Raw genomic sequence first — 25035 nt, 5'->3', positions numbered from 1 at the left:
TGGCGTGTTCAGGTGGGTGGAAATCGAACAGGATCAGGCGTTCACGCGCATGGGCATGAGCACATAGAGGAAGTTGGTGCCGCTGCGCAGCACGCCAGGGCTGATTTCATCAATGAGGTGCAGGTGAACCTCGTCAGCACTGAGATTGCGCAAGGGTGCCATCGAAAATTCAGGATTGAAGGCGATGGTGATCGACGCGCCCTTGTAATTGATGGCGAGCGATTCACGCGCCTCACCAATATCGGGCGAGGTGGCGACAATTTCGACGTTGCCGGGCGTGAAGATGAATTTGATCGAGTTCGACTTTTCGGTGACGAGCAGGGACACGCGCGAAATGGCGCGGAGGAACGCCTCGCGGTCGAGCGGGATGCGTTCCTTGGATTCGCCAGGGATGACCTGGCGGTAGTTGGGGTAGTTGCCGTCGATGAGCTTGCTGACGAGCAGTCCGTCACCGAGATCGAAGCCGACCTGCGAGCCGGTGACGCGGATGGCGACTTCGCCGGAATCACCCAGGAGGCGGGACAGCTCGTTCACGGCCTTGGTGGGCACGATGATGTCGATTTCCTGGCTCTGCGGGAACTCCAGTTCCTGCTCGACCATCGCCAGACGACGTCCGTCGGTGGCGACCATCGTGAGGGCGTTGTCTTTGAAGGAGAAGAGGATGCCATTGAGTACATAGCGTGTCTCGTCGGTGGAAATGGCGTAGCTGGTCTTGCGCAGGCAGTCACGCAGCACGGATTGCTCGATACGGAACTCGCGCGCATCATCGAAACGGGGCAGCGCTGGGAATTCCTCGCTGGTGAGGCCGAGCACCTTAAAAAAGCTGGGGCCGCTGCGGATGGAGGCGACGTTTTTCTCATCGACCTTCACCTCAATCTCCTCCGCCGGCAGTTCGCGGATGATGGTGGCCAGACGACGTGCCGGGAGGGTGGTGGCACCGGGTTCATCGACCTCGGCAGGCACGGAGCAGGTCACGCCGACATCCAGGTCGGTGGTGGTGAGTTCGAGCACGCCGTCTTTCGCCTTGAGCAGGACGTTGGAGAGAATGGCGAGCGTGGTGCGTGAACTGACCACATGTTGAACCTGGTTAATGGCTCCCAGGAGGGATTCCTTGCTGATGGTGAACTTCATAAAAATGCCTGCGTTGGGGCGATGTGTTAACAAACCCCGTTGAAACGGCAAGGATATTGAGCGGAAAAATCAGGGTGTCTAACTGCAATCTGAGTTCCTTCGCAATCAGGGCGGGGTCAGCTTCCGCGGCGCAGACATAAATTGAGCGGGAACGGGGACGCCAAATATCTGCGGACTGGGCAGCGGTGCGGCTGATGCCGCCGGGGCAAGATGCTTGAAAAAATCGTCAAACCGCAGGCTGCATTGCAGGCGGCGCTGGCTGGCGTCGATCTTCGGATTCACCTGGATGACAGCGGCGGTGAAAGGCGGCTGTGATTTGATCTCCTGCGCACGTTTGCGTGCTACCTCAAGGCTCAGGGACTTGTCTTTGATGACGGCGTTCAGCTTGTCGAGGTCAGCTTGCGTGACCGGCAGCCAGAGTTTTTTCCAAGCTTCAGGAGCCACGGTGACAGCCTGCACATTCGTCCAGCGCTTTTCTGTGGGCGTCATCTGCTCCCAGAAGCCGACGATGAGCAGGAAGGTTTCGTTGATCTCAAACTGCCGCAACGCATCACCAAGACCGATGGGCGTGCCATACTTCGCGGCCTTCGGATTCACCGGAATGCGACCGTGATCAGGATTGGCCGTGGCGGGGATGTCCCATTTCTGCGTGTAGTTCTGTGGTTTGTAACCGCCGAAGAAGGTGTCGCGCAGCCATTGCTCAAACAGCAGGCCGTGGCTTTGCACTTCGCGTGCGGACGAATGAAGCGGCAGGCAGACTGCGCTCGCGATCATGACCAAGATCAGCAGGTGCTTCATGGTGGTGATCCTGTGCGTGATTTGGTGGAGCATAGCGGGTTCGAACCGCTGACCTCCTGCATGCCATGCAGGCGCTCTACCAACTGAGCTAATGCCCCGGAAATAAAAAAAACCGGCTCCCCTGTTTTGGGGAGCCGGAGACTAGCAAAGGCGATTGTTTTGACAAGCGCTTATTTCTTCTTCGGAGCGCCGCCTTTCGCGGGAGCAGCTTCAGGAGCCGGGGCCGCGGTAGGTGCGGTGGCACCAGCATCCTGTGGCTTCGGCATCTTGTCGTAAATTTTCGTGGCCTCGGCCTTGTCGGTGTCCTTCATCTTGTCCTCAAGCTGCTTGATGACGTTCGCGGTCACATCAATGTCAGCCTTGTTGCCGCTCTTTTGGGCAATGTCGTCAGCCTGCTTGGCATAAGCCCAGGCTTTGGGGAAGTCCGGCGTACCGGGAACCACACCCACCGCATAGAGGTTGGCGAGGCGGAGCATGGCAAGAGCGACGCCCTGCTGGGCGGCGTCCGAATAATGTCCCATGGCCACGGTGCGGTTCTGGCGCACGCCAGCACCCTGTTCATACATGATGCCAAGGGCGATCTGCGCCGGAGCGAAGTTCATCTCAGCAGCTTTCTGATACCAGCCGGCGGCGGCCACCAAGTCCTGCGTGGTGCCGGTGCCGTTAGCATAGAGGCCGGCAAGGCGGTTCATCGCCTGCGCGATGCCAGCTGTCGCGGCCTTCATGTGGAAGGTGAATGCCTTGACGGGATCTTTGTCCACCACCGTGCCGGTTTCATAATAGACACCAACGTTGTAGAAGGCTTCGGCCAGATTGTTCTGCGCGGCGAGGCGATAGAGGTCGAGGGCGCTCTTGGGATTCGGCTGGATGAGGATGTTGTCCTTGTCGTCACGCTTGCCCTTGGGGTCTTTGATGATGCCGGTTTCAAACGCATTGCCGAGGCGGAACAGCGCCTGCGGATCTTTGCCATTCGCGGCCTTGGTGAAGTATTCAAACGCCTTCGTCACGTCCTGTTTCACATCAGCCCCATCAGGACCGACACCGTTTTCATAAATCTGACCGAGGATGCGGCTTGCAGCGGCAAGTCCTTTGTCGGCGGAGTCATTGAACATCTTCAGTGCCTCGGCCACATCCTTTTTCACCAGCTTCGGGCTTTCCTTGGTGTCAGGATCACCATTGAGGAGGCGGGCACCATAGGTGCTGAGGGCGGTTGCGTTGCCCTGTTTACCGGCTTCGATCAGATAGTTGAGTGCCTGTTGATGATCCTGCGGGATGCCTTCCACGCCTGCGGAGTACAATTGTGCCAGACCAAGAGTGGCCTCGCCATCACCAGCTTTGTTGCCTTTATCGAGCAGTTCTTTGGCTTTTGCCACGCTCTTCTCCACAACGACGACACCTTTTTCACCTTCGGTCACACCTTGGAGATGCAGCTGTGCCAGCATGCGGCGGGCAACCCTGCTGTCAGCGGCTTCTGCTTCTTTGATCAGCTTGATCGCTTCTTTCACCGCTGCAGGATCCTGCGCACCAGCCTGCATCAGCACCTGGGCGAGTTCCGCCTTCGCAAGGACATGTCCTTTGTCAGCAGCCTTGCGGTAAAGCGCGGCGACCTCGTTGATGTTCGCGCCGCTGAGCACACCCCAGTGGGCCAGCGCATAAGTGGCGTCGGGATCATCCTTCTGCGCCAGTTCGCGCACCTTGGCGACGGCGTCATTGAATGACTTGTTGATGTCGGCATCGCCGCCACCAGGATTCTTTGCGCCCTTGTCCTGTTCGACTTTCAGAGTTTCGAGAACACTGACGAAGTCCTTGGATGCGGTGGGCATTTCGGCAGTATCGATGCCGGCGACCGCGACGAGGGCCACGAGTTTGAGTTTGATTGCTGTGAGTAACATATGGGTTGGTTAATGGAGGGGCGTTTGACCCGGTAATTCCGGAGGTGTTCATTTTTCGGCTGCAACCCCATACACATCAAGCTTTTGATGAAAGTATATTATTAGGCCTAACACATTCTCACACACAAACTTCAAAACGTGCGGCGTTGACGCAATTCCTTGAGCCTGCCATTCTGAATGCCCTCCATGGCCGAAAACCCCATTCCCTCCGCGACAGACGCCACACCGCCAAGCGGTGGCACCAAACCTGCACCAAGCCGCGAGAACTTTAAAAAACGCAACGAAATCCCCTCTGCGGAAGAGCTGCTGGCTTCTTTCAATCGCGCCCTGCCCTTCAGTGACGAGGCAGAAAAAGGCGTGCTCTCCTGCCTGCTTCAGGATCCCGTCGAGCGCCTCAGCGAATGCCGCGTGACGCTCCCCGCGCTCGCTTTTTATCACGACGCCAACCGCACCATTTACGAGAAGCTGCTGGAGTTTTACGACAAAAATCTGCCAGTCGATCCCGTCACGCTCACCCATGCCCTGCGTGATCAAAACCTGCTCGACAAAGTCGGCGGTGCTGCAGCGATCTCGGAGCTGTTCGCCTTCGTCCCGATCCCCTCGCACTTTCCGTATTATAAAAAGATCGTCCTGGATAAACACATCCTACGCGAACTCATCCATGCCAGTTCGCTGAACATCCATCATGCCTACGAGCACGGGAAGGAGCAGATGGATGAAAACATCGACACGGTCATCGACCACGCCGAACAGCGGGTTCTCGCCGTGCGTGAATCCGTCGGCGCTCAGGAGGGCATCAAATCGCTCTCCACCCACGTCATGGATGCCATCGACAGCATTCAATACATGCTGGAGCACCCCGGCCAGCTTCGCGGCCTCTCCACCGGCTACAGCAAGCTCGACAGCATGAGTTCCGGCCTGCAAGGCGGCGAAATGTTCGTCATCGCCGCCCGCCCGTCTATGGGCAAGACCTCGCTCGCGATGAATATCGTTGAGCACATCGCCGTGGACTGCAACACGCCCTGCGCCGTGTTCAGTCTCGAAATGAGCGCCACCATGCTCGTTCGTCGTCTGCTCGTCTCACGCGCACGTTTGAGCATGCAGGATCTCTCGCGCGGACTGCTTTCTCGCGCACAACAAGACGCACTCGCCAAAGCCACGCGTGATCTGCAAAAGGCCCAGATCTTCATCGATGAAACACCCGGTCTCGACATCATGGAGATGCGCGCCAAATCACGCCGTCTCAAAAAGCAGCACGGCATTCAGATGATCATGATCGACTACCTGCAGCTCGTCACCAGCGGCAGCCGTCGTGCCAAGGACAACCGCCAGATCGAAATCGCTGAAATCTCAGCCGGCATCAAAGGCCTCGCCAAGGAACTCAACGTCCCCATCATCGTCCTTGCCCAGCTCAATCGCGCCGTGGAATCCCGCAAAGGCCAGCGCCCTGTGCTCTCCGACCTGCGCGAATCCGGCTCCATCGAGCAGGATGCCGACGTCGTCGGACTCCTCACCCGCTCCGATTACGCCGGAGCCAAGATGGAAGTCGAAGACGAGGAAGCCGAGGAGAAAAAGAAAGGCGAGGCCATGCTGATCATCGCCAAAAACCGCAACGGCCCCACCGACGACGTGCTCCTGCGCTTCATTGACCACGCCATGCGTTTCGTGGAACGCAGCGAAGAAGCCGAGTCGCCTTAACCAGCTACTTCTTCAGCAAATCACGAATCTCCGTGAGCAGCACAATGTCTGCAGCAGGCGCAGGCGGCGGTGCTTCGGCTTCTTTTTTCTTCGTCAGCGCCATCAGCTTGTTGATTGGCTTCACGATCACAAAAAAGACGACCGCCGCCGTGATGAGAAAGCTGATCACGGCACCGACGATCAGGCCGAGATCGAGTTCAATGATCTTCGGCACCGTTTCCATCACCGCTTTGCCGCTTTCGATCACCGGTTTGCCATCAGCGCCCAGCTTCGCCACCTCGACCATCGTTTCCTTGATCGGAATTGTCAGCTTGGGGCTCGGACCGCCGCCAAACAGCGCTAGGAGCGGCTCCACGATACCTTTCGAAAAAGCCGTGACGATACCGGTGAAAGCCGCGCCAATGATTACACCGGTGGAGAGGTCGATGACATTGCCTTTGAGGATGAATGCTTTGAATTCTTTGAGCATGACGCTGGATGATTGTGTTGGATGTGGCCGGTTCGAAGAACCGGCCACGATATAATCCAGCCAGCATCATTCACGCCAGTTCAAACTTCCTGCGCCACCTTCCAGCTCTCCAAATCGAGTCCGGTGCGCAGCTTGGTAAAACTCGCCGCAACACGCTCGCGGGTGATCTTGCCGAAGAACTTCACCAAGCGCACCAGCTTCCCAATTTCGGCCTCCGGCATCGATGAATCCGTGAATTTGGCCTCAGCGTGCGCCAAAGCACAACTCCACACAAACAGCTCCGCACCGACATCAACGAAGTGGCCGAGCAGCACCTGCCGCTTTTCGAGTTTCGGACCATTGAGCGCCATCGCGAGAAACAAACGACGAGCCAGCACACGGCTGAGCCGTGCCACGGCATCAAGATCGGCCTGCAAAGCAGGATGTAGCCGCTCTTTGGCATCACCGGAGCCAAACGGCAGCCACTTCATCGGATACCATGTCGCGTAGAAGCGCGCGGCACGCATCGCGGCCTTTGCTCGTGTCTTCCATGGCAAAGTGGCGTTCACCGCTTCCGCACCCAGCCGCAAATGCGGCTCCAGTGCTTCGCGAGCAATGAACAGGCGCATGATTTCGCTGCTGCCCTCAAAGATCGTGTTGATGCGCGAGTCGCGGAACAGACGCTCCACCGGCTCGGGCACTTCACCACGCGCCTTGAGTGAAGCGGCAGTTTCAAAGCCGCGTCCTCCGCGCAACTGCATGGTGTCATCCATGATGCGCCAGGACTTCTCGCTGCCCCAGAGTTTGCCAATAGCGGCTTCAAGGCGCACGTCGGCATGCTTATCACGATCCACCAACGCGGAGACGTAACGCACGATGCTCTCCATCGCGAAGGTATCGGCGGCCATGCGGCTGAGCTTATCGGCCACAGCCGCGTGGCGGCCAATCGGCTGACCCCATTGTTCGCGACTGCGTGCCCAGCGCGTGCTGATGTCGAGACAGCGCTGCGACAAACCGGTGCAGGCAGCGGGAAGCGTGATGCGGCCCGTGTTCAACGTCGTCAGCGCCACTTTAAGGCCACGGCCAACGCCACCGATCACATTCGCCGCAGGCACACGCACGTTTTCAAAACTAATCACGCCGTTGTAGAGCGCCTTGAGGCCCATGAAGCGGCAGCGGTGGATGATTTCGACGCCGGGCCAGCTTGTTTCGACGATGAAAGCCGAAGTAGCATGCGGTTTGCCAGGCAGTGGCGTTTTCGCCATCACGACGATCATTCCTGCCTTCGTGCCATTCGTACACCACAGCTTCTCGCCATTGAGGATGTAATCATCGCCATCAACCTTTGCTTCGGTTTTCATCCGCGCCGGATCGGAGCCGACTTCGTTTTCGGTCAAAGCAAACGCGCTGATCTCACCACGCGCACAACGCGGCAGGTATTTCGCCTTCTGCTCGTCCGTGCCGAACAAAATGAGCGGCTGCGGCGCACCGATAGATTGATGCGCGGACAACAGCGCGGCCAGATTGCCGCAGCGGCTGCCGAGCAGCATCGCCGCGCGTGAGTAATTTGTCTGTGACAAACCAAGGCCGCCGTATCTGACGGGAATCTTGATGCCAAAGGCACCGAGCTTCGCGAGTTCGCTCAACAACTCGTCGGGAATCTCGCCGGTGGAGTCGATGGCATCAGGATCAGCATATTTGTCGAGCACGGCTTCGAGGCGATGCAGGAAAGCATCACCCTGATCGTGATCTTCGACGCTTTGTTTGGGAAACGGCAGCAACTTGTCGAAATCCGATTCGCCAAAGAAGATGCCGGCGGCGAGGCCGGTGTTGCGACGTTCATCGCGGGCGCCTTCCGCCATTTCAAGCGCGGCACGCTGGCCCGCATTCATACGGGAGGTGTCGATGAGAGTTTTGGTTTCTTCGAGTGCAGGGTTCATGGCCTTGTTCTCTTGTTCGTGGTTCAATAATCAATGATGCCCGTGTCCCGGGCGAAAGTGATGGGACCGCCGCGAAACGGCGGATAGCCGGTGCCTAACACCATCGCGAGGTCGATGTCGTCGGCGTTGCGGGCGATGCCTTCCTTGAGGCAGCGCATCGCCTCCTGGCTCAGCAGCACCGCGAGTTTGGACTGGATGCTTTCGTGATGCGGCAGCGCGGAATGGCGCTCGGGCGCAATCTCCTTGCCGTTTGCATAGCGGTAGAAGCCCTGGCCGGTTTTTCTGCCGAGATGACCCGCAGCGACCAGTTTGTCGAGTGCGTCAGTCTGTGGGAAACGATCAGGGAAAGCCGCCGCGAGCGTCTTCGCGACGTGAGCAGCCACATCGAGACCGATTTCATCCAGAAGACGCATCGGACCCATGGGCATGCCGAATTCGAGCATGGCGTCGTCGATGTCCTTCACCGGCACGCCGCTTTCGTGCAGATGCACGGCTTCCATCAGGTATGGCACCAAGATGCGGTTCACGAGGAAGCCAGGGCTGTCTTTGACGACGATGGGCGTCTTACCGAGCTTCTGCACAAAGCTCACGGCGGTGGCGAGAACATCAGGCGCGGTCTCCGGCAGCGTGATGATCTCCACCAGCGGCATGCGATGCACGGGGTTGAAGAAATGCAGGCCGATCACGCGCTCAGGATGCGGCACGGTCTTCGCCAGTTCGGCAATAGAAAGAGCGCTGGTGTTAGTCGCGAGAATGGTGTCGCTCGAAACACGGACAGCGAGATCGGCGAAGATCTTTTTCTTCAAATCCATGCTCTCCGTGGCCGCCTCGATAACGAGGTGATGGCGATTCAGCGGCACCGGCGTGTGCGTGGTGCTGACGCGGTCGAGTGTGTCACGTCCTTGAACCTTGGTGACGAGCCTTCTGCGCGTGGCATCTGAAACGAGGCCATGAATTCGTTCCAGGCCACGCGCGAGGCTGTCGTTGGTGACATCCGTCATGAGCGTACGAACGCCACGCGAAGCGAGTGCATGCGCGATGCCAGCGCCCATCACACCTGCGCCGATAACGACGGCATCGTGAATGGGAATCGCCGTCCCACCAACTGCGGGACGTTTGCTGGCTTCTTCGCGCTTGAAGAACAGGTCGATGAGCCGTGCACTGTCGTGGCTCTTAATGAGTTCTGCCACCGCATTGCGCTCCAGGAGCAAACCGTCGTCGATGGTGCCATGCACCGCATGCGTGACGACTTCGATGGCTTTGGTGATGGAGGGATACAGCCCGCGTGTTTTCGCCAATGCCTGCTTCGTGGCAAGATGGCGGATGATCGGCGTGAAGAGGTTTTCGAGGCTGAATCGAGGTTCAGGCCGTTTTTCACGGGCGAGACGACGAGCGAGGGCTTCGAGATGCTCAGGAGCCACCACATGACTGACGAGGCCCGCATGTTTCGCGGCGGAGGCATTAAGCAGCTTGCCACTGGTGATGAGATCGAGCGCTTTGCGCACGCCAAGAAGTCGCGGCAGCCGTGTGGAGCCACCCCAGGCCGGGAGAATGCCGAGTTGTGTCTCCGGCAGGCCGATCTTCGTCGATTCGTGATCGCTGGCAATGCGCCAGTCGCAGGCGAGCGTGACTTCAAAGCCGCCACCCATGCACGCACCGTGAATCGCGGCGATTTTCGGCATGCGCAGCCGGGCGAGACGATCAAACACGGCCTGACCGAGCCAGATGAGATCGTTCACTCGTGCATGCGGCATGCTCCGAATGGCTTTAAGATCCGCACCGGCGACGAAGATGCGATCTTTGCCGCTGCGCAGCACCAATGCCTTCACGCGGGTGTCGTGCTCGATCCATTCGAGATGATGATTAAACTCACGCAGCGTTTCCTCATTCCAGACGTTCACCGAGGACTTGGGTGAATCAAACAGCAGCCAGGCGATCCCATCGTGATCAATGTCGAGTTTGAAATGCTTCGGCACCACAGGATGACCGTGGATGATGTCCTCCAAGACGTGTGGTGGATCATGGATGACGGAGGGGCGGTCGATAAGGAGCGTTTTCATGGCGAGTTGGATGCGGTTGATGAGCTTGAAATTCATAGTGCTTCGAGGCAAGCGGCCATGCCCTGACCACCGCCGACACAGAGGCTGACGACGGCACGTTTGGTGTCGGTCGCATGGAGTTGGTTGAGCGCGGTTTGCACGAGCCGTGCGCCACTGGCACCGACCGGGTGACCGAGCGCGATGGCACCACCGCAGACGTTGATCTTCGCTGGATCGATTTCGCCGAGCGGACCTTCCAAACCGGCACGGCGGGCGCTGGCGGGATCGGCGAGGCATTTCATGACGGCAAGCACCTGCGCGGCGAAGGCTTCGTTGACCTCGATGACATCGGCGTCACCCAGATTCCAACCGCTGCGATGCAACGCCGCATCCATGGCACGAACAGGACCAAGGCCCATTCGCGATGGATCGCAACCAGTGGCGGCGTAGCTGACGAGACGGCCAAGAGGTTTCCAATTGTGTGCCGCAGCGGCTTCTTCGGTGGCGACGAGCAATGCGACGGCTCCATCGGTGATCTGCGATGAGTTGCCCGCAGTGACGCTTCCGGTGAGCGTGTCGAACAGCGGTTTGAGCTTCGCCAGTTTTTCGAGGTTGGAGTCGGCGCGAATGCCGTTGTCGGTCGTAACGACGTTTTTGCCAAGGATGGGGGCGATTTCTTGGTTGAGCAGGTGATTCGCCTGTGTGGCGCAGAGATGGCTGCGCATGGCAAAGGCGTCCTGCATGTCACGCGTGATGCCGAATTCGCGCGCGAGCAGTTCAGCAGTCTGACCCATGTTCAAATTGGAAACGGGATCCGTGAGACCAAGCTTGATGCCGATCACAGGCGCGAAGTCAGCCGGACGGAAATTCAGCGCTGCTCTGGCGCGGCCGGTGAAGTCGCGGGCGCGGCTCATGGCGGTGAATTTGGCGACTGCGGGGCGTGAGAAGTAGAACGGCATGTTGCTCATGCTCTCGGTGCCGCCTACGACGAAGACTTCGCCCTGACCAGCGCACATTTTGGCGTGTGCGAGCGTGAGCGCCTCCAAACTGGAAGCGCAGTTGCGATGCACCGTCATGGCAGGCTTGGATTCGGGCAAACCGGCACGCAAGGCGATGACTCGCGCGATGTTCATGGCTTCCGGCGGCTGACCGACGCAGCCGATGATGGTTTCATCGACGAGCATGGGATCGATGCCGGTGCGCGTGAGCAGTGACGCAACGGCATGGCGGCCGAGTTCGACGGCGTCAAGATGTGCAAGATCGCTGCCAGCACGCGAGAACGGCGTGCGGACGGCGGCGACGATGACGAGTGAGGGAGTTTTCATGAGCTGAGGGCGGGTTGCAGGACATTGGATTTAGGGCGGTGATCGACGAGCTTCTCCTCTTTGAGAAGACGACCGACGCCGAGTTGCTCGCGCATTTCAGCGAGCGAGTGGAAGTGGAGAGCGTTCGGTGTGATCTCTGTGGCTTCGTGGAAGCGGCGGGAGACGGCGAGTTCGAGGTCGGCCTCACGCACGCCGGGTTCGGCGGTGAGATGGAGATGGACTTCGTCAGTGTCGAGCGCGTCGTCATTGCGTTTGCGCAGCTCGATCTGCCAGGCGGCGATGCCGCGTTGATCGTCGAGGAGGTGTTCGAGCAGATTGAAGTTCACCAGCGTGCCTTTGAGCTTGTCGATGTGCAGCTCGCGCACTTCACTGACGCGGGAGATGGGACCGAGCAGGCGCGGGCACGTGCGGCCACAGTTGGGGCATTTTTCCCAGGTGAGGCCGCCTTCGGCGATGTCGCCGGTGCGATAGCGCAGAACGACGGTGCCGCGCGCATTGAGCGGTGTGAAGACGATCTCACCAGACTGACCATCGGGAACGAGTTCACCGGTTTTCGGGTCGATGAGTTCGACGAGACCGAGATCGGGGCTGAGGTGGTAGCCGCTGGCTTCGTGAGAATCGCCGACGCATTCGGGGAAGGCCATTTTGGCTTCGGTGAAGCCATAAGTGGCCATGACGTGGACATCAGGACTGCCGAGTGCCGTGGCGAGATCGCGCAGGCGGGCGCGGAGACCATCAGCGACTTTTTCGCCACCGAGGACGATGCGTTTCAGATTGGTCCAGTGCTTGCCGGTTTCATGGGCCTCACGCAGCACATGATAAATAAAGGTGGGCATGCCGATGAGGATGTCGGGCTGGATTTTGTCGATGAGCTTGATGTTGCCATCGGTGCCGAGCGTTTTGCCGCCGCCGGTGCTGAGCATGAAGGTGCCGAAGCCGAGTCCCGCATGATGCGCCAGCCAGAAGGCGAGGTGCGGCGCATACGGGAAGAGATTCATATGGCGAAACTCGCGCTGCGAACGACCGGCGAGCATCAAACGGGTGCCACTGAGGTCGAGGTTGTGCAGATCGTGCTTCGTGTAGAGGAAGGGCACGGGATCAGCGCTGCGGCCGGTGGTGCTGGTGAGCAGGATGGGGCGGAATTCGGCCTCGGCGTGTTCTTTGGCGGCTTTTCGACCATGCAGCAGCGCATCGAAGATCATGCCCGGTTCGCGACGCAGCACGGCTTCATTGGGCATGAGCACGAAGTCACGCGGCTTGCCGAGATCCTGCTTCGAGGTGAACGGAACGCGGCCCCAATCATCGAGCGATTTGATGTCGAGCGGATGGATGCCGTGCGCTTTGAATAGGCCACCGTAGTGCGCGCTGAAGGGCACGACGCGGCGGTTCAGGTAGTCACGCAGACGCGCGAGCTGCCAGTGTTTCCAGACCTCAGGCGGCGAGGCATTCCAATCGGGTGTGTGCTGGAGCAATTTCATGGCTGATTGTCTCCTGGTTGAGTGTTGCGGGACGAAGCAGGGCACGGATGGCCGGCAGTGCGGCGGTGGCGGCATCGCGACCGGCCTGCAGGTAGTGCCCGAAATTTTCAAAGTCATGCCACGTCGAGGTGGTGAAGCGCGGATGGATCACGACATCGGCGGCGGCTTCTTCTTTGGCGATGAGGCGAAGCTGAGCGGCCATCAAAGCGCGGCGGAAGGTGTCAAGCACGTTGCCATAGGCGAGGAGGTTCAGCTTGTGCCAGATCAAGCGGAAGATGCGGACGAAGACGTTGTTCGTCGCTTTGCCGCCCGTCACGAAGGTGCTGTCGAGAGTTGATTCAAAGTCGGCGGGCATCGGCATGACGTTCACGGCGATGATATGGTCGAGATGCAGTCGATGCTTGAGCAAGGTGACTGGCAGCGGCTCCGAGACGCCGCCGTCGGTGTAGCGCCGGCCATTGAGATGCACCGGAGCGCAGATGGCCGGAATGGCACCACTGGCATGCACCGCAGGCGAAACAGGGCCGGAATCAAAGACGTGCGGCGTGAGGCGGTCGAGATCGGTGGCGATGACGAGCAGCGGCTTCTCGAGTTCGGCGAAGGTCTTGGTGCCGAGATCGCGCTCGAAGTGCCGGCGGATTTTTTCGCCGCGAATGAGGCCTTCTGACGGTGGAATGACGTAATCGAGCAGTGCTTTGAGCGCTTTGCGGTCTTTGATCTCGCGTGCCCGGGCTTCGAGTTGCAAGCCATTGAGTCCAGCGGCCCACAGCGCCCCGACGTAAGCCCCCATGCTGCAGCCAGCGATGGCGGCGATGGGAATGCCCTCTTCTTCAAGCACCTGGATAACACCCGCATGCGCCAGACCACGTGCACCGCCGCTGGAAAGCACCAAGCCGATGCGCGGCGTTTTTTCTCCCCCTGAACCGTGCTTCGTGCTTGCTTCGGCACGGCTCCACCCCCGTGAAGGAAGATGGAGGTTGGCGTTCATGGCCGGCGGTGGTTGTTGCTACTTTAGACTCCCATCGACCAAATGTTTTCAAAAATATGTAAGAATTTGCTTACAATTCCTCCGATGAATGAAGGCTGCGGCGTGGCGGGCCGAGTTTACCGTGTCCGGCAGATGCTGCTGTAATGATGGGACGAGGCAGGGTGCGCCTCATGCCACGGCTGTCATCGGCAGCTCCAACTTCGCCAGACTGGATTCCGGCGTCTGGAAGAAATCCACCTGTCCGGTTCCCACATCATACAGACCACCAACGATGGCGATCTTGCCTTCTTCGACGAGCCTGTTCAGCGTGGCGCTGCGCTGGCGGATCACGCGAATGGTGCGAACCACGTTCATGCGGGAGATTTCGTTCGCGTAGCCGGCTTTTTCGCCAGCGGCCCACTGGTCGGGCTTCTTGAGCGTGGCGGGATTGATGGCTTGCTGGATTTCGGTGACGAGGCCGTCGAGATTGCCGCAAGGGGTTGCTTCACTGGCTTTTTTCGCAGCGACGAGGAGATCGATGGCAGCGTTCACGGCACCACAACTGGTGTGGCCGAGCACGACGATGAGCTTGGCTCCCACCACAGCACAGGCGTATTCCAAACTGCCGAGCAGCTCGGCTGTGGCGATGTTTCCCGCCACGCGAGCACTGAAGATGTCGCCGAGGCCAAGATCAAAGACGACCTCCGCCGGGGCGCGTGAGTCGATGCAGCCGAGCACGGCGGCCATCGGGAACTGCCCCGTGGCGGTGGCGGACACCTGGCGGCTGTAGTCGCGCTCAAGGCGCTCGCCGCTGAGGAAGCGCTGATTCCCGGCACGCAGGATTCCCAGCACGGCGGCTGGTGTGAGTGCGCTTTGCACGTCGCGGCTGGTGAAGTCGATGTACTGGATGTGATCTTCGAGCTTCGCGTATTTATCCTTGAAGCCGGCCAGGCTGAGCTGCACACCGTGTGCGGCGGCGGTGGTCTTGCGGAAGTCTTCGATGAGATCGAGCACGTCGGGGTCGATGTAGTCGGTGTGGCGCGCATCGAGCAGGACGTGGCCGCCACGCGGGATTTCATGCAGGGTTTTTTCGAGCGAGGCGCGGTTGAGGAAGCTGACTTGATTCGCTAGCTCGATGCGCAGCACGTCGCCGCTGACGTGTTTTTCCATGACCTTGTGCAGCGGGCGGCGCAGATTGCTGTGCAGGATGAAGCCGATGGCGGTGGCGAGGCCGATGAGGATGCCGATGAGCAAATCGGTGAAGATGATGGCGATGACGGTGATGGCGAAGGGCAGGAACTGCGTCTTCCCCTCACGCCACATCTGGCGGAGTAGCTTGGGGCTGGCGAGCTTGAGGCCGGTCATGATCAAAATGGCCGCGAGTGCCGCGAGCGGGATTTCATTGAGCCATGCGGGCATGAGCAGCACGCAGAGCAGCAGCAAAACGCCGTGCATGATGGCGCTGAGCTTGGTTTTGCCGCCAGCGTTGATGTTGACCGACGAACGAATGATGACGCTGGTCATCGGCAGGCCACCGATGAGGCCGGAGGTTACGTTGCCGATGCCCTGGGCGATGAGTTCGCGGTTCGGCGGCGCGAGGCGCTGATCAGGGTCGAGTTTGTCGATGGCTTCGAGATTTAGCAGCGTTTCCAAGGTGGCAACGATGGCGATGGTCAAGGCCGCAGCATACACCGCCGGATTCGTGAGCTGCGCGAAGTCCGGGAACTGCAAAAAGCCGAGGAACGCGCCGAGATTCTGCGCCACCGGCACCTGCACGAGATGGGAGGCGGCAATGGACCACGCGCTGCCGTTTTGACGCAGGATGAGATTGATGATGACGTCCATGATGACGACGACGAGCGCGGCAGGCAGGGGACTGTTTTTTAGCACCTTGATCCGATTCCACAACACCAGCAGCAGGATGCTGAGGATGCCCACCAGCGCCGCGCCGGGCTGGATGTCGAAAACAGTGTCCAGCAGCTCAGTGAATGTGTTGCGGTGGTCAGGCTGGAAAAAGCTCATTTCGCCTTCCGCATCAACATCATGGCCGAAGACGTGCGGGATCTGCTTCAAGATCAAAATCACGCCGATGGCCGCGAGCAGGCCTTTGATCACATTACCGGGAAAGAACGCGGCGATGAAACCCATGCGCATCACGCCCATGATGATTTGAATCACCCCCGCGAGCACCACCGCGAGCAGAAACGTCTCAAAAGCCCCCAACTGGCCGATCTGCGCCGCGACGATGGCCGTGAGGCCGGCCGCAGGCCCGCTGACGCTTTTGTGCGAGCCGCTGAGCCAACCGACGACAATGCCGCCGATGATTCCCGCCAGCACGCCCGAGAACAGCGGCGCATTCGAGGCCAGCGCCACCCCGAGACAGAGCGGCAGGGCGACGAGAAAGACGACGAGGCTGGCGGTCAGGTCTTTGGGCAGGGTGACGGAGAGTGGGGCTTGGTTGTGTGGCATGGTAGGCAGGGCTACTTTTGCTCCTGATTCATGCTTTGGCGAGTCCACAAACTCAAAGCATCAATTAGAGAATTCCGAAGCATGATGCCACCTCGTATTTTGCCCTGTGGCGGCTGACGCCACTGTCTGTAGGCCGCATCCGCTGGAACTTCATCGGCCGAGCGTACTCACACCCATATCCCGTTTTCCGCACGCCGCAGGATGGTGTGACCTTCGTCTTCGATGGCGTGGAGGTGCAGCCAGCCGTTTTCGACGAGCTGACGCACGCTTTCGTGATTGGCGATGACGGCGTCGATGTCGGAGCGTGGGGCTTCGATGAAGACGCTGAGGCGCAGTGGCTCGTGCATCCAGTTTTCGCCGTCATGCACGCTTTGCAGCGGCAGGCCGGACTGGAGATCGCCGCCGTTGCCCTGCTGGATGCCAAAGGTGCCGACGACGTTGTGCGTGACTTTGTTGCCGCTGCCCCAGAGGCGGTTGTTCACGGTGCTGGCGTAGTATTGCAGGTTGATCCAGTTCGTCACGATCATGGGCGCGGTCATGATGAGTTCGAGCGTGCTCTTGGTGGTGTCGGCACGGTGGTTGTAGTTATGTAAAAAAGCGCGGCCTTGCAGATTCAGGCTCTGGGTGCGCTCGCGGGGCGCGACGATGAATGCGGCATTGCCGGCGAGGCCCCACTCAGGCCGCACCTGGGCCCAGTCGCGGCTGCGCTGGTGGATGAGCTTTTCGATCTCGGCTGTCTCGTGATTGCTGATGCCGAGATGGGTGGCGCGTTGCAGGCGGTTGTGCTGCGCGGCTTGATCCAGCCAGAGTTGTAGCTGGAGCAGGTCGGTCTCGTGTGAGGGCGGCACGGAGTCGGTGTCAAAGAGGCTGATCTCGTCCGTGGTGGTGTCATGCAGCGCGGCGATGAAGCGGGTGTCGTGCGGGATGAAGATGCCGTGTTGCTCCAGTTGAGCGCGGACGGCGGCTTGATTGAGGATGGCGGCGGCGACGCGGGCATTGGAATCGCCAGCGTGACCTCCACAGGCACCACAATCGAGTCCGGCGGCATACGGATTGTTCGTGGTGTTGCTGCCGTGGCCGCAGAGCATGACGAGGCGGGCGAAGTTCGAGGTGAGGCCCATGTTTTTCAGCGCACCGAGTCCAAGTTGCACCTGATCCTCGTGCGGAATGCCAGCTTCTGGCTGCATGTCGATCGGATCGTGCGCGAGGCGCTTGTGCTGATGCAGATTCGGCGCGGCGCAGGAGTGGCAGGTGTGTGCGTCCTTCTTGCCGCCGAGTTGAAAGCTGTCTTTGACGAGATTCCATGCGTAGCCGACACCCGCAGCCTCGACGAAGCTGAAGCAGCTCACGGCGGAGGTCTTGAAGGCATTCCATGAGTGCGACACGCGGCGTCCGAGCTGGAGCTGCCGCCGTGCGTGCTTGTCCTGCTCCGGCGTGGCGTGCGGCAGGTGCTCGCGCACGCGATATTTTGGCGAAAAGAACACGGGAAGCTGCGAGGTGCCGTGCCTCTGGCCGAAGGGCACATATTCGATCGGCATGCCAAAGAAGCCCGCGAAGCCGAGGGTCTCAACCCCGGCCGAAACGCTCTCCAAGGAGCGGCGGATGACCTCGGAGCGCACGTCGATGCAAAACACGGCCTGCACAGCGGGTCGTGCCTGTTTGCTGTCCGAGCTGTTTTGCGCGGCATAGGTGATTTTGGCGCAAAGCTCACGCTGAAAGCCGATTTCAAGGGCGCTGTGCCAGAGGAGCTGCTTTTGCGTGGTGAGGCTGAGACCGGATGTTTTGCCGGTGAGGCTGTCGGTCCAGTGTGCGCGGATGCCGACGGACGCGAACTGGTTCAGCAGGGCGACTTCAAACACGAGCCGCACGGCGAGGAGGTCGATCAGCGATTCGTCGTGCCTGCCGTGCGTGGCTTTTTCCCGCACATGATGCTGTACATAGCTGCTCCAGCCGGGCAGCGTCATGAGCAGGCGGTGGAGATAGTCCTCGGCGCTGGCGGGGGTGATGCCGAGCATGTCGAGCAGCGCGGGGATGGCTTCAGTGGCGCTCTCCGGCAGCTCGGCGATCAGCTTGCGGAAGCCTTTGAAGCCGAGCATCTCCGGTGTGGCGTCGATGGCTGAGGCCTGCTTCCATGCAGCGAAGAGCGGCAGCTTCTTCCACGGCATGCGCCAGGCGGCCTGGCCTTCGTCGAAGTAAGCGGCGCACCATTTGGAGATCTCTTCAGTGACGAGGCCGCTCCAGTTCCGCTGAAACTTCGCTGTGGCGACATCGGCGAGGCTTTGCATGCCGCTGGCAGGATAAGGCTCGGGTTTCTTCAGCCAAATAAGCAACTGCGAGGTCGTGAGGTCAGAGTTTGAGCGCGTTACCGCTTCAGCGAGGTCTTGGGAGGTGATGCGACCTCTGGCGAACTGCTGGCGGAAGTATTCCACACTCATGAGCATGCTGTCGCTCGTGACGCGCTGCATGAGGTCGCAGACTTCTGCGAAAGGCTTGCTAACAAGACCGACGAAGGGATTCACCGCCACGAAACTCTGCAGCGGCCACAGCGGAGGGATGCGCAGGCAGGCGTGGCGGGCCAGCTTAAGCCAGTTTAGATTCTCTGTCGTGGCGACGGCGGTCTTGACGACGGGTTGGACGATGATGAGTTCAGTGGGGGCTTCGAGGGTAGTGGTCATGGCGTTGATGGAGTTGGCAGGAAGATTGATCAGGCAGTGAGTTTTTGCGTGAGGCGGCTAAAGAGCGTGCCGAGATAGAAGCCGTTGCTGGCATGCACATAGAAGCGTGCGAAGGCCGGGCGTGAGGCCCAGGCGGGCAGTTGAGACTGGAAGACGAGCACCGCGAGGAAGAGCAGCGCGACGAGAAATATCACCGCATGCTCCACTCCGCTGCGCAGCGGTGCGTAGGCCGGCACACTGGCCGCGAGCAGATGCTCAAAGCCCGCATGCAGCGCGAAGCACGCCGCCGTGGCCGCCGCCGCGATGCCGAGCCCGCGCAGAATGAGCCTTTGGCGAATGCTGCTGCTCCACAGCGTCCACAGCAGGTGCGCCATTGCCATGATGAAGACCACGATGAGCAGCGTATGCCCGGGATCACTCTGCAACGTCACCCCGAGAGCTGTTGCCATGCCAAAGCCAACCGCGATGGACACCGCCAGCGAGCCCAGCACCACCAGCGGATGCGCCGCAGGCCGCCCTACCGGCGTCCAGGCCGATTTTGTGAGGTTCACGACGCTGCCGCTGCTGAGGAAGGCATGCGCCTTGTAAAGCGAGTGCGCGACGATGTGCATCATCGCCAGTGCAAAGGCACCGAGGCCGCATTGCAGCATCATGAAGCCCATCTGCGCCACCGTGGACCAGGCGAGCGATTTTTTGATGCTCGTCTGCGTCATCATGATGACCGAAGCGAAGAGCGCCGTGAAGGCACCGAGCAGCGCAAGGGTGTTCAGCGCCACTGGCGACTGAGTGATGAGCGGACTCATACGCACGATGAGAAAGCCACCCGCATTGATGATGCCCGCATGCATGAGCGCGGAGACCGGCGTGGGCGTTTCCAGCGTGTCAGGCAACCAAGAGTGGAAGGGAAACTGCGCGGACTTCAGCATCGCCGCAGCGACGAACAATCCGGCCACGAGTCCCATGTGCGGTCCGACAGGATTCGCGAAGAGTTCATGAAACTCCCAGGTGCCGTGCCCGTGCCACACCAGCACCAGCGCCGTGATCATGCACGCATCCGCCAGACGGCTGATGATGAATTTTTTCCGCGCAGCGATCACCGCCGCAGGCCTTTCACGGTAGAAGGTGAGCAGTTGGTGCAAGCTCAGGCTCGTGGCGATCCATGCGGCCGTGAACATGAGCAGATTGCTCGATGCCACGAGCACCAGCACGCTGCTCAGTGTGATGACGAGCCAGCGGGAAAACCGCGCCTGTCCAGGATCACCCTCGAGGTAATTGATGGAGTAACGAGTGACGATGAGGCCGAGGAAACTGACCAGCGTGAGCATCAGCGCCGAGAGTGGGTCGATCAACAGCGCTAGCTTTGCCGGCCCCCAGGCCGCAAGCTCGATCCGCATCGGCCCGGCCAGCACCACCGCGCCTGCGAGGAAGACGGCGGCTGCAAAGAACAACCGCGCAGCCCAGGCCGCGCCTTCCGCTGCCAGTTTTCCCTCTTGCAGCAACATGCAGGCTCCGACCGTGATGAGGAAGAGCATCGGAGTGATCCATTCGGGGGCGGAGAGTAGTTGAGGAGCAATGTGGATAAGCGGAGTCATAGGAGTGTGTGGATGTGGTGACGCGGCAGGCTATCGCCAAAAGTTTCCCTTCTCTCCAATTCAAGATTTGGCATTTATCGTTCGTTTTGCTAAATGTGAGTTCATGGCCTTTTTGAACTACCATCACCTCCGCTACTTCCGCGCCATCGCCAACGATGGCAGCCTGACCAAGGCGGCGCAGCATCTGAAACTCTCACAGTCGGCGCTGAGCGTGCAGCTCCGCAGTTTGGAGGAAAATTTGGGCCAGCCCTTGTTTGAGCGGAAGCACAAGGCGCTTGTTTTGACCGAGGCGGGCCGCATCGCGCTGGAGTATGCGGACTCCATCTTCCGCAGTGGCGAGGAACTCGCTGACCTGATGCAAAACCGCGCCAAGCGCAGTCGCGGCTTCCTGCGCGTCGGCGCGGCATCCAATCTCTCGCGCAACTTCCAGCTTGGCTTCCTACGCCCGTTGCTCACTCGCGATGACGTCGAGCTCATCATTCACTCCGGCACGCTGCGAGAGCTATTAGCACAACTCCAGACCCACACGCTCGATGTGGTGCTCTCGAACACGCCCGTGCGCCGCGATGCCGAAACGGGCTGGCATAGCCATCTACTCGATGAACAGCCTGTGAGTCTCGTCGGGCACAAAACACGCGGCATGAAGCCTTTCCGCTTCCCCGAGGACCTGCGCACTACACCCATCGTGCTACCGAGCCTCGAAAGCAGCATTCGCGCCGCCTTTGACGTGTTGATGGATCAAACCGGCATCCGTCCCATCATCGCCGCCGAAGTCGATGACATGGCCATGCTGCGACTCATGGCCCGCGAAACAAATGGCGTGACCCTCGTGCCGCCCGTTGTGGTCAAAGACGAGCTGGAAAGCCGCGCACTTGTCGAGCGGTACAAGTTCCCGCAGATCAAAGAAAGCTTTTATGCGATTACGCCGAGCCGAAGATTCCCAAATGCGATATTGCGGGAGCTGATGAAGCGAAAGTGAGGCCTACTTCCGAGGCCCATACACTGGCACTCTTTCGCTTGCGTAGGCTCCTGCTTCCGTCAGTGTGGAAAGATCGGGGGCGTCGTGGAGCTTCGCAGGGGCTTCTGGGTAGGGCGCGGAGGCCTCAATGACGCGTCCATGCTGCTCGTAGTCGGTGCCTGGCAGCTTCGTGAAGGTCCAGGTGCGGATTTTGCCTTCGAAGGGCATGCCGATGACGGCATAGGCGTTGTGGTCGATGACGCAGTGATCGCCGAAGTGCTGCACATCGACGGCGCGGCCGCGGCCGGTGGAGTAGCCGCCGTAGGTCGCGGCGGGTGGTTTGCCGCCGATGAAGAGATTGTGGGTGATTACGGCATGATCAAACGGCTCGCTGGTGTGGATGCCGAGGCCATCGCCGGTTTTGATCACGGTGTTGTGCATGATGACATCGCCTTGGCTGAAGCGGCTAATTTTGAAGGACTCGTGGATGATGTTGAACATCACATTGCGCATAAAATAGTTCGGACCGCCGAGGCCGGGCTGCGAGGAGATGCCGACAAAGCAGTTGGTGAGGCGGTTGCGCATGATGCGGCAGTTGTGCAGCGCAAAGTCGGCTTCGATGCCGTCGTCGAGACCGGCGCTGAGGTCGTTGTTAAGGATGTCGTTGCACGTCTGCTGCGCGGCGCCGTCGTCCTCCATGTGACTGATGCAGTCGCGGAAGCCGGTGACGCGGTTGTGGCGGATGACGCTGCCGCTGCCGGTGAACTGGATGCCCTCGCCCTCGTTGTCGCCGCCCGCGCCCATGATCTCCGGCTTCCAATCGCGGATGCCGGTGATGGTGTTGTCCTCGATGCAGGCGTTCATCATGCCCGGCTTGTAGGCTTTGATGCCAAACTGCGAGCGAATTGTGCAGCGCCGCACGACGCAGTGCTCGGTGCCGTTCAAGCGCACTGGGCCGTTCACCGTGACACCTTCGAGATACACCCACTTCCGATTCGTGAGGCTGATCTCGCTGAAAACGGCCTTCCCGCTCGTGCTGCGATACACAATCGGTTTCCCCGGCTCGCCATCGCGATTGAACGTCGCCGCGCCGTAATCGCCATCAGCCAGCAAAAGCACCTCACCGGGCTTCACGGCGTTCAAATCGGCCTTAGTGCCGTTTTTGATGGCTGCATCGACTTTGGCGATGGCTTCGAGCCGTGTCGATGCCATCACGATTTTCGTCGCATCACCGCCATCGGGGTCATGGAGCTTCAATGCGATCTCGTAGTCCGTTCCGGCTTCCAAATCAAAGACACTGCCGCTCAAACGATTCGTCCAAGTGATGATCGGATTGGTCTTCTGACTCGATCCAGCAGGCACACGCCGCAAGGGCATTCCATCACGCCATTCGGTGCCACCGACTTGGCGAAACTTCATCTCGCAAGTCGCATCAAGATCGTCATCGCCCTCGATCTGCCATTCGACGGCGAGATTCGTGATCGTGGGAAACGGCGTGGTGACCTCCCCGGACATGGTGGAGTCCGCCGCATGCAAGGTGGTCAGGAGAAAGAAAGGTAGCAGTTTAGTCATGGAGTTTCGTGGTGCTGGCCATGTTGCCAAACATGTGATAGATGACGCTGCCGGGCTTGCCGCCGTAGGTGAAGCCACGGGCGGTATAGCTGGGGGCGTCGTGATGGAAATCGTGCCACGTCTGGCCACCGTCGGTGCTGCGGAGGATGCCTTTGCCGCCGTGCAGGGTGCTAATGAGCATGATGTCCGGCTTCACGGGGTCGATGTAGAGCGGGCCGCTGTCGAGCGCGGCGAGTTGGGTCCAGGTTTTGCCGGCGTCGGTGCTTTTGAGCAGCTTGGCGGGGCGCGAGCCTTTGTAGCTCCAGTAGTTCTCGTGCTGACCATCGCTGATGAAGAGGGTGGTTTCGTCCTTTGGATGATGCGCGAGACCATCCACGCCATCGGCGGCATGGGCGACCTCCCAGGTCTCGCCGCGATCATGACTTGCATAGAGACCACTGCGCTTGAGGCATTGCAGATAGATGTGCTGGCCGCTGGGGCTGGTGACAAGGCTGAGGCCGTTCTTCGTTTTCAGCGTGTGCTTCCATGTCGCGCCGCCGTCTTCGCTTTTGAAAACACCGAGCTGGTAGTTCGCGAGGTGCATGATGTCGGAATTCGTCGGATCAAAACAGAGGTCGCCCATTTCGCTGTCGTCGAGCCACTTGCCCCACTCGCCGCCGAACTTCTCGTTGAGGTCGAGCACGAGCTTCCATGTCTCGCCACCGTCATCCGTGCGATGCAGACGCGGATGACGCGTGCCGCCGTGACCGTGGATGATGGCAAACCACGTTTGCGGCTTCTTCGGGTGGGCTTTGACGACGCTGCCATCGTGGTTCTGCCACTTGTCATTCCACCATTCCGTCTGGATGCACATGGGCTGCCACGAGGCACCTCCATCATTGGTTTTGAAGACGCCTTGGTCCAAAGCGGCGACCATAGCCTGCTGCGGGTTATGCGGGCTGATGGCGGGGCCTTGGAAGTAACAGAGCACTTGCAGCCCCACGGTGCTGCCCGTCCAACTGACGCCGAAGTCGGTGCTGCGACACATGAGCGAGCTGTCGCATTTCAGCCAAGTGCTGCCGTCCGCAGTGACGGCGATCGAGCTGCATTTGCCCTCGGGCGAGGCGTAACGATTCATGCCGGGATAGCTGCCACGATCCCAGTTTTTCTCAATGCGATGCCGCGTCCAGGTGTCGCCGTTGTCACTGCTCACCACGAGTTCGCCGAGCGCCCACAGCATGACTTTACCACCACTTGCGACGGCGAGACCGCCTGCAAAGCGCAGGCCGGGCTCCCACTTGTGGGGCGACTCTTTGACGATGGAGAAGGTGGCTCCGCCATCACTGCTGCGGTGAAGTTTGCCGGTGGAATCAAAGGCAAACAAGCCGCTACCAGTCGGTGTGGCGCGTGCGGTTAAGACGATGCTGTCGGCGAGCTGGAGCTGCCATGTTTTGCCGTCATCCTGGGAGATCGCGAGGCCCGGCGATGGTCGGCATGAGACGCAGAGGGTGCCATCAGCGAGGAAGAGAGGGAAGGCGGGCGTGTCGCTGCTGTTCTTCGCCACGGGTGGCTTCGCGAGTTCGGTCCACGTCGCTCCATGATCGCGGGAGACACGCAGGGTGCTGTCGTGATCGAGCGCATAGACGCTGCCATTGCTAGAGACGGCAATGGCATGGCCGAGACCTGGTGTTTTGTCATCGCCGATGGTCGGAGCTTTACCATACGACTCCTGCCAACTCACACCGCCGTCATGACTGGCCCAGATCATCCCGCAAGTGCCCCAATACATGTGCAGCGGCTCTTTCGGGTCGATGGCGAACTGACGATTGTGTGAAACGATCTGCTTCCGCGACATGACACCGCGCTCGACATCGGCGGACATCTTTCGCCAGGTCAAACCCGCGTCTTGTGAGCGAAACAGGCCGCTGAGGTCCGTCATCGCCCAGACTTCTTTGGCGTTTATCGGATGCGCCACGACGTCCTCGATCCACCCGCCGCCGCCGGGTCCAAAAGGCTGCCACGTTTCAGCGGCGAGAGCTGAAGAAGCGAGGAGGGTGAGGAGGAGTTTCATGTG

16 protein-coding genes and 1 tRNA gene are annotated in these 25035 nt (G+C 60.0%); 2 read left to right on the top strand and 15 right to left on the bottom strand.

Annotation, left to right across the window (positions count from 1 at the left end; genetic code table 11):
* Positions 1-33: 33 nt before the first annotated feature.
* From dnaN to ACKVY0_RS23390, 4 genes are all read right to left on the bottom strand, one after another.
* Positions 34-1131, bottom strand: coding sequence for a DNA polymerase III subunit beta (gene dnaN, locus ACKVY0_RS23405; protein ID WP_409217278.1), 1098 nt, complete (start codon positions 1129-1131; stop codon positions 34-36).
* A gap of 105 nt (positions 1132-1236) precedes the next feature.
* Positions 1237-1929: a hypothetical protein gene (locus ACKVY0_RS23400; protein ID WP_409217277.1), complete on the bottom strand. Its 693-nt coding sequence runs from the start codon at positions 1927-1929 to the stop codon at positions 1237-1239.
* Between the two features lie 22 nt (positions 1930-1951).
* Positions 1952-2027 (bottom strand) — tRNA-Ala (locus ACKVY0_RS23395).
* Positions 2028-2099: 72 nt separating this feature from the next.
* Positions 2100-3821: a tetratricopeptide repeat protein gene (locus ACKVY0_RS23390; protein ID WP_409217276.1), complete on the bottom strand. Its 1722-nt coding sequence runs from the start codon at positions 3819-3821 to the stop codon at positions 2100-2102.
* Between the two features lie 186 nt (positions 3822-4007).
* Here ACKVY0_RS23390 and dnaB point away from each other — a divergent pair, with 186 nt between their 5' ends.
* The gene (gene dnaB, locus ACKVY0_RS23385) at positions 4008-5519 is read left to right on the top strand and encodes a replicative DNA helicase (RefSeq protein ID WP_409217275.1); all 1512 of its coding nucleotides are present in this window, start codon (positions 4008-4010) and stop codon (positions 5517-5519) included.
* Between the two features lie 4 nt (positions 5520-5523).
* On the opposite strand, the gene mscL is transcribed toward dnaB, so the two are convergent.
* From mscL to ACKVY0_RS23340, 9 genes are all read right to left on the bottom strand, one after another.
* Positions 5524-5988 carry a large conductance mechanosensitive channel protein MscL gene (gene mscL, locus ACKVY0_RS23380; RefSeq protein WP_409217274.1) on the bottom strand — a complete coding sequence of 155 codons (465 nt, stop codon included), beginning with the start codon at positions 5986-5988 and terminating at the stop codon, positions 5524-5526.
* 80 nt (positions 5989-6068) lie between these two features.
* The gene (locus tag ACKVY0_RS23375) at positions 6069-7907 is read right to left on the bottom strand and encodes an acyl-CoA dehydrogenase family protein (protein ID WP_409217273.1); all 1839 of its coding nucleotides are present in this window, start codon (positions 7905-7907) and stop codon (positions 6069-6071) included.
* Between the two features lie 23 nt (positions 7908-7930).
* A complete protein-coding gene (locus ACKVY0_RS23370) occupies positions 7931-9967 on the bottom strand; it encodes a 3-hydroxyacyl-CoA dehydrogenase NAD-binding domain-containing protein (protein ID WP_409217272.1) in 2037 nt (678 codons plus the stop codon).
* Positions 9968-9999: 32 nt separating this feature from the next.
* Positions 10000-11271: a thiolase family protein gene (locus ACKVY0_RS23365; protein WP_409217271.1), complete on the bottom strand. Its 1272-nt coding sequence runs from the start codon at positions 11269-11271 to the stop codon at positions 10000-10002.
* Entirely contained in the window at positions 11268-12749 is a 1482-nt protein-coding gene (locus tag ACKVY0_RS23360) for a phenylacetate--CoA ligase family protein (protein ID WP_409217270.1), read from the bottom strand. The genes ACKVY0_RS23365 and ACKVY0_RS23360 overlap by 4 nt, the downstream gene beginning before the upstream one ends.
* Positions 12703-13737, bottom strand: coding sequence for a patatin-like phospholipase family protein (locus tag ACKVY0_RS23355; protein ID WP_409217269.1), 1035 nt, complete (start codon positions 13735-13737; stop codon positions 12703-12705). Before ACKVY0_RS23355 ends, ACKVY0_RS23360 begins: the two co-directional genes overlap by 47 nt.
* Before the next feature lie 168 nt (positions 13738-13905).
* A complete protein-coding gene (locus ACKVY0_RS23350) occupies positions 13906-16185 on the bottom strand; it encodes a bifunctional SulP family inorganic anion transporter/carbonic anhydrase (RefSeq protein WP_409217268.1) in 2280 nt (759 codons plus the stop codon).
* A gap of 167 nt (positions 16186-16352) precedes the next feature.
* Entirely contained in the window at positions 16353-18860 is a 2508-nt protein-coding gene (locus tag ACKVY0_RS23345) for a YbcC family protein (RefSeq protein WP_409217267.1), read from the bottom strand.
* A 29-nt stretch (positions 18861-18889) separates the two neighbouring features.
* Positions 18890-20452, bottom strand: a complete 1563-nt coding sequence (locus ACKVY0_RS23340; RefSeq protein ID WP_409217266.1) for an NADH-quinone oxidoreductase subunit L — start codon at positions 20450-20452, stop codon at positions 18890-18892.
* 103 nt (positions 20453-20555) lie between these two features.
* Here ACKVY0_RS23340 and ACKVY0_RS23335 point away from each other — a divergent pair, with 103 nt between their 5' ends.
* Entirely contained in the window at positions 20556-21431 is an 876-nt protein-coding gene (locus tag ACKVY0_RS23335; RefSeq protein WP_409217265.1) for a LysR family transcriptional regulator, read from the top strand.
* A 3-nt stretch (positions 21432-21434) separates the two neighbouring features.
* On the opposite strand, the gene ACKVY0_RS23330 is transcribed toward ACKVY0_RS23335, so the two are convergent.
* Both ACKVY0_RS23330 and ACKVY0_RS23325 read right to left on the bottom strand, forming a co-directional pair.
* On the bottom strand, positions 21435-22982 hold the full coding sequence (locus ACKVY0_RS23330) for a right-handed parallel beta-helix repeat-containing protein (RefSeq protein WP_409217264.1): 1548 nt from the start codon (positions 22980-22982) through the stop codon (positions 21435-21437).
* Positions 22975-25032: a WD40/YVTN/BNR-like repeat-containing protein gene (locus ACKVY0_RS23325; protein ID WP_409217263.1), complete on the bottom strand. Its 2058-nt coding sequence runs from the start codon at positions 25030-25032 to the stop codon at positions 22975-22977. Before ACKVY0_RS23325 ends, ACKVY0_RS23330 begins: the two co-directional genes overlap by 8 nt.
* Positions 25033-25035: the final 3 nt, after the last annotated feature.

The organism is Prosthecobacter sp. (assembly GCF_046154365.1).
Classification (GTDB): Bacteria; Verrucomicrobiota; Verrucomicrobiia; order Verrucomicrobiales; family Verrucomicrobiaceae; genus Prosthecobacter.
This window is presented reverse-complemented; position numbering and strand designations above follow the sequence as displayed.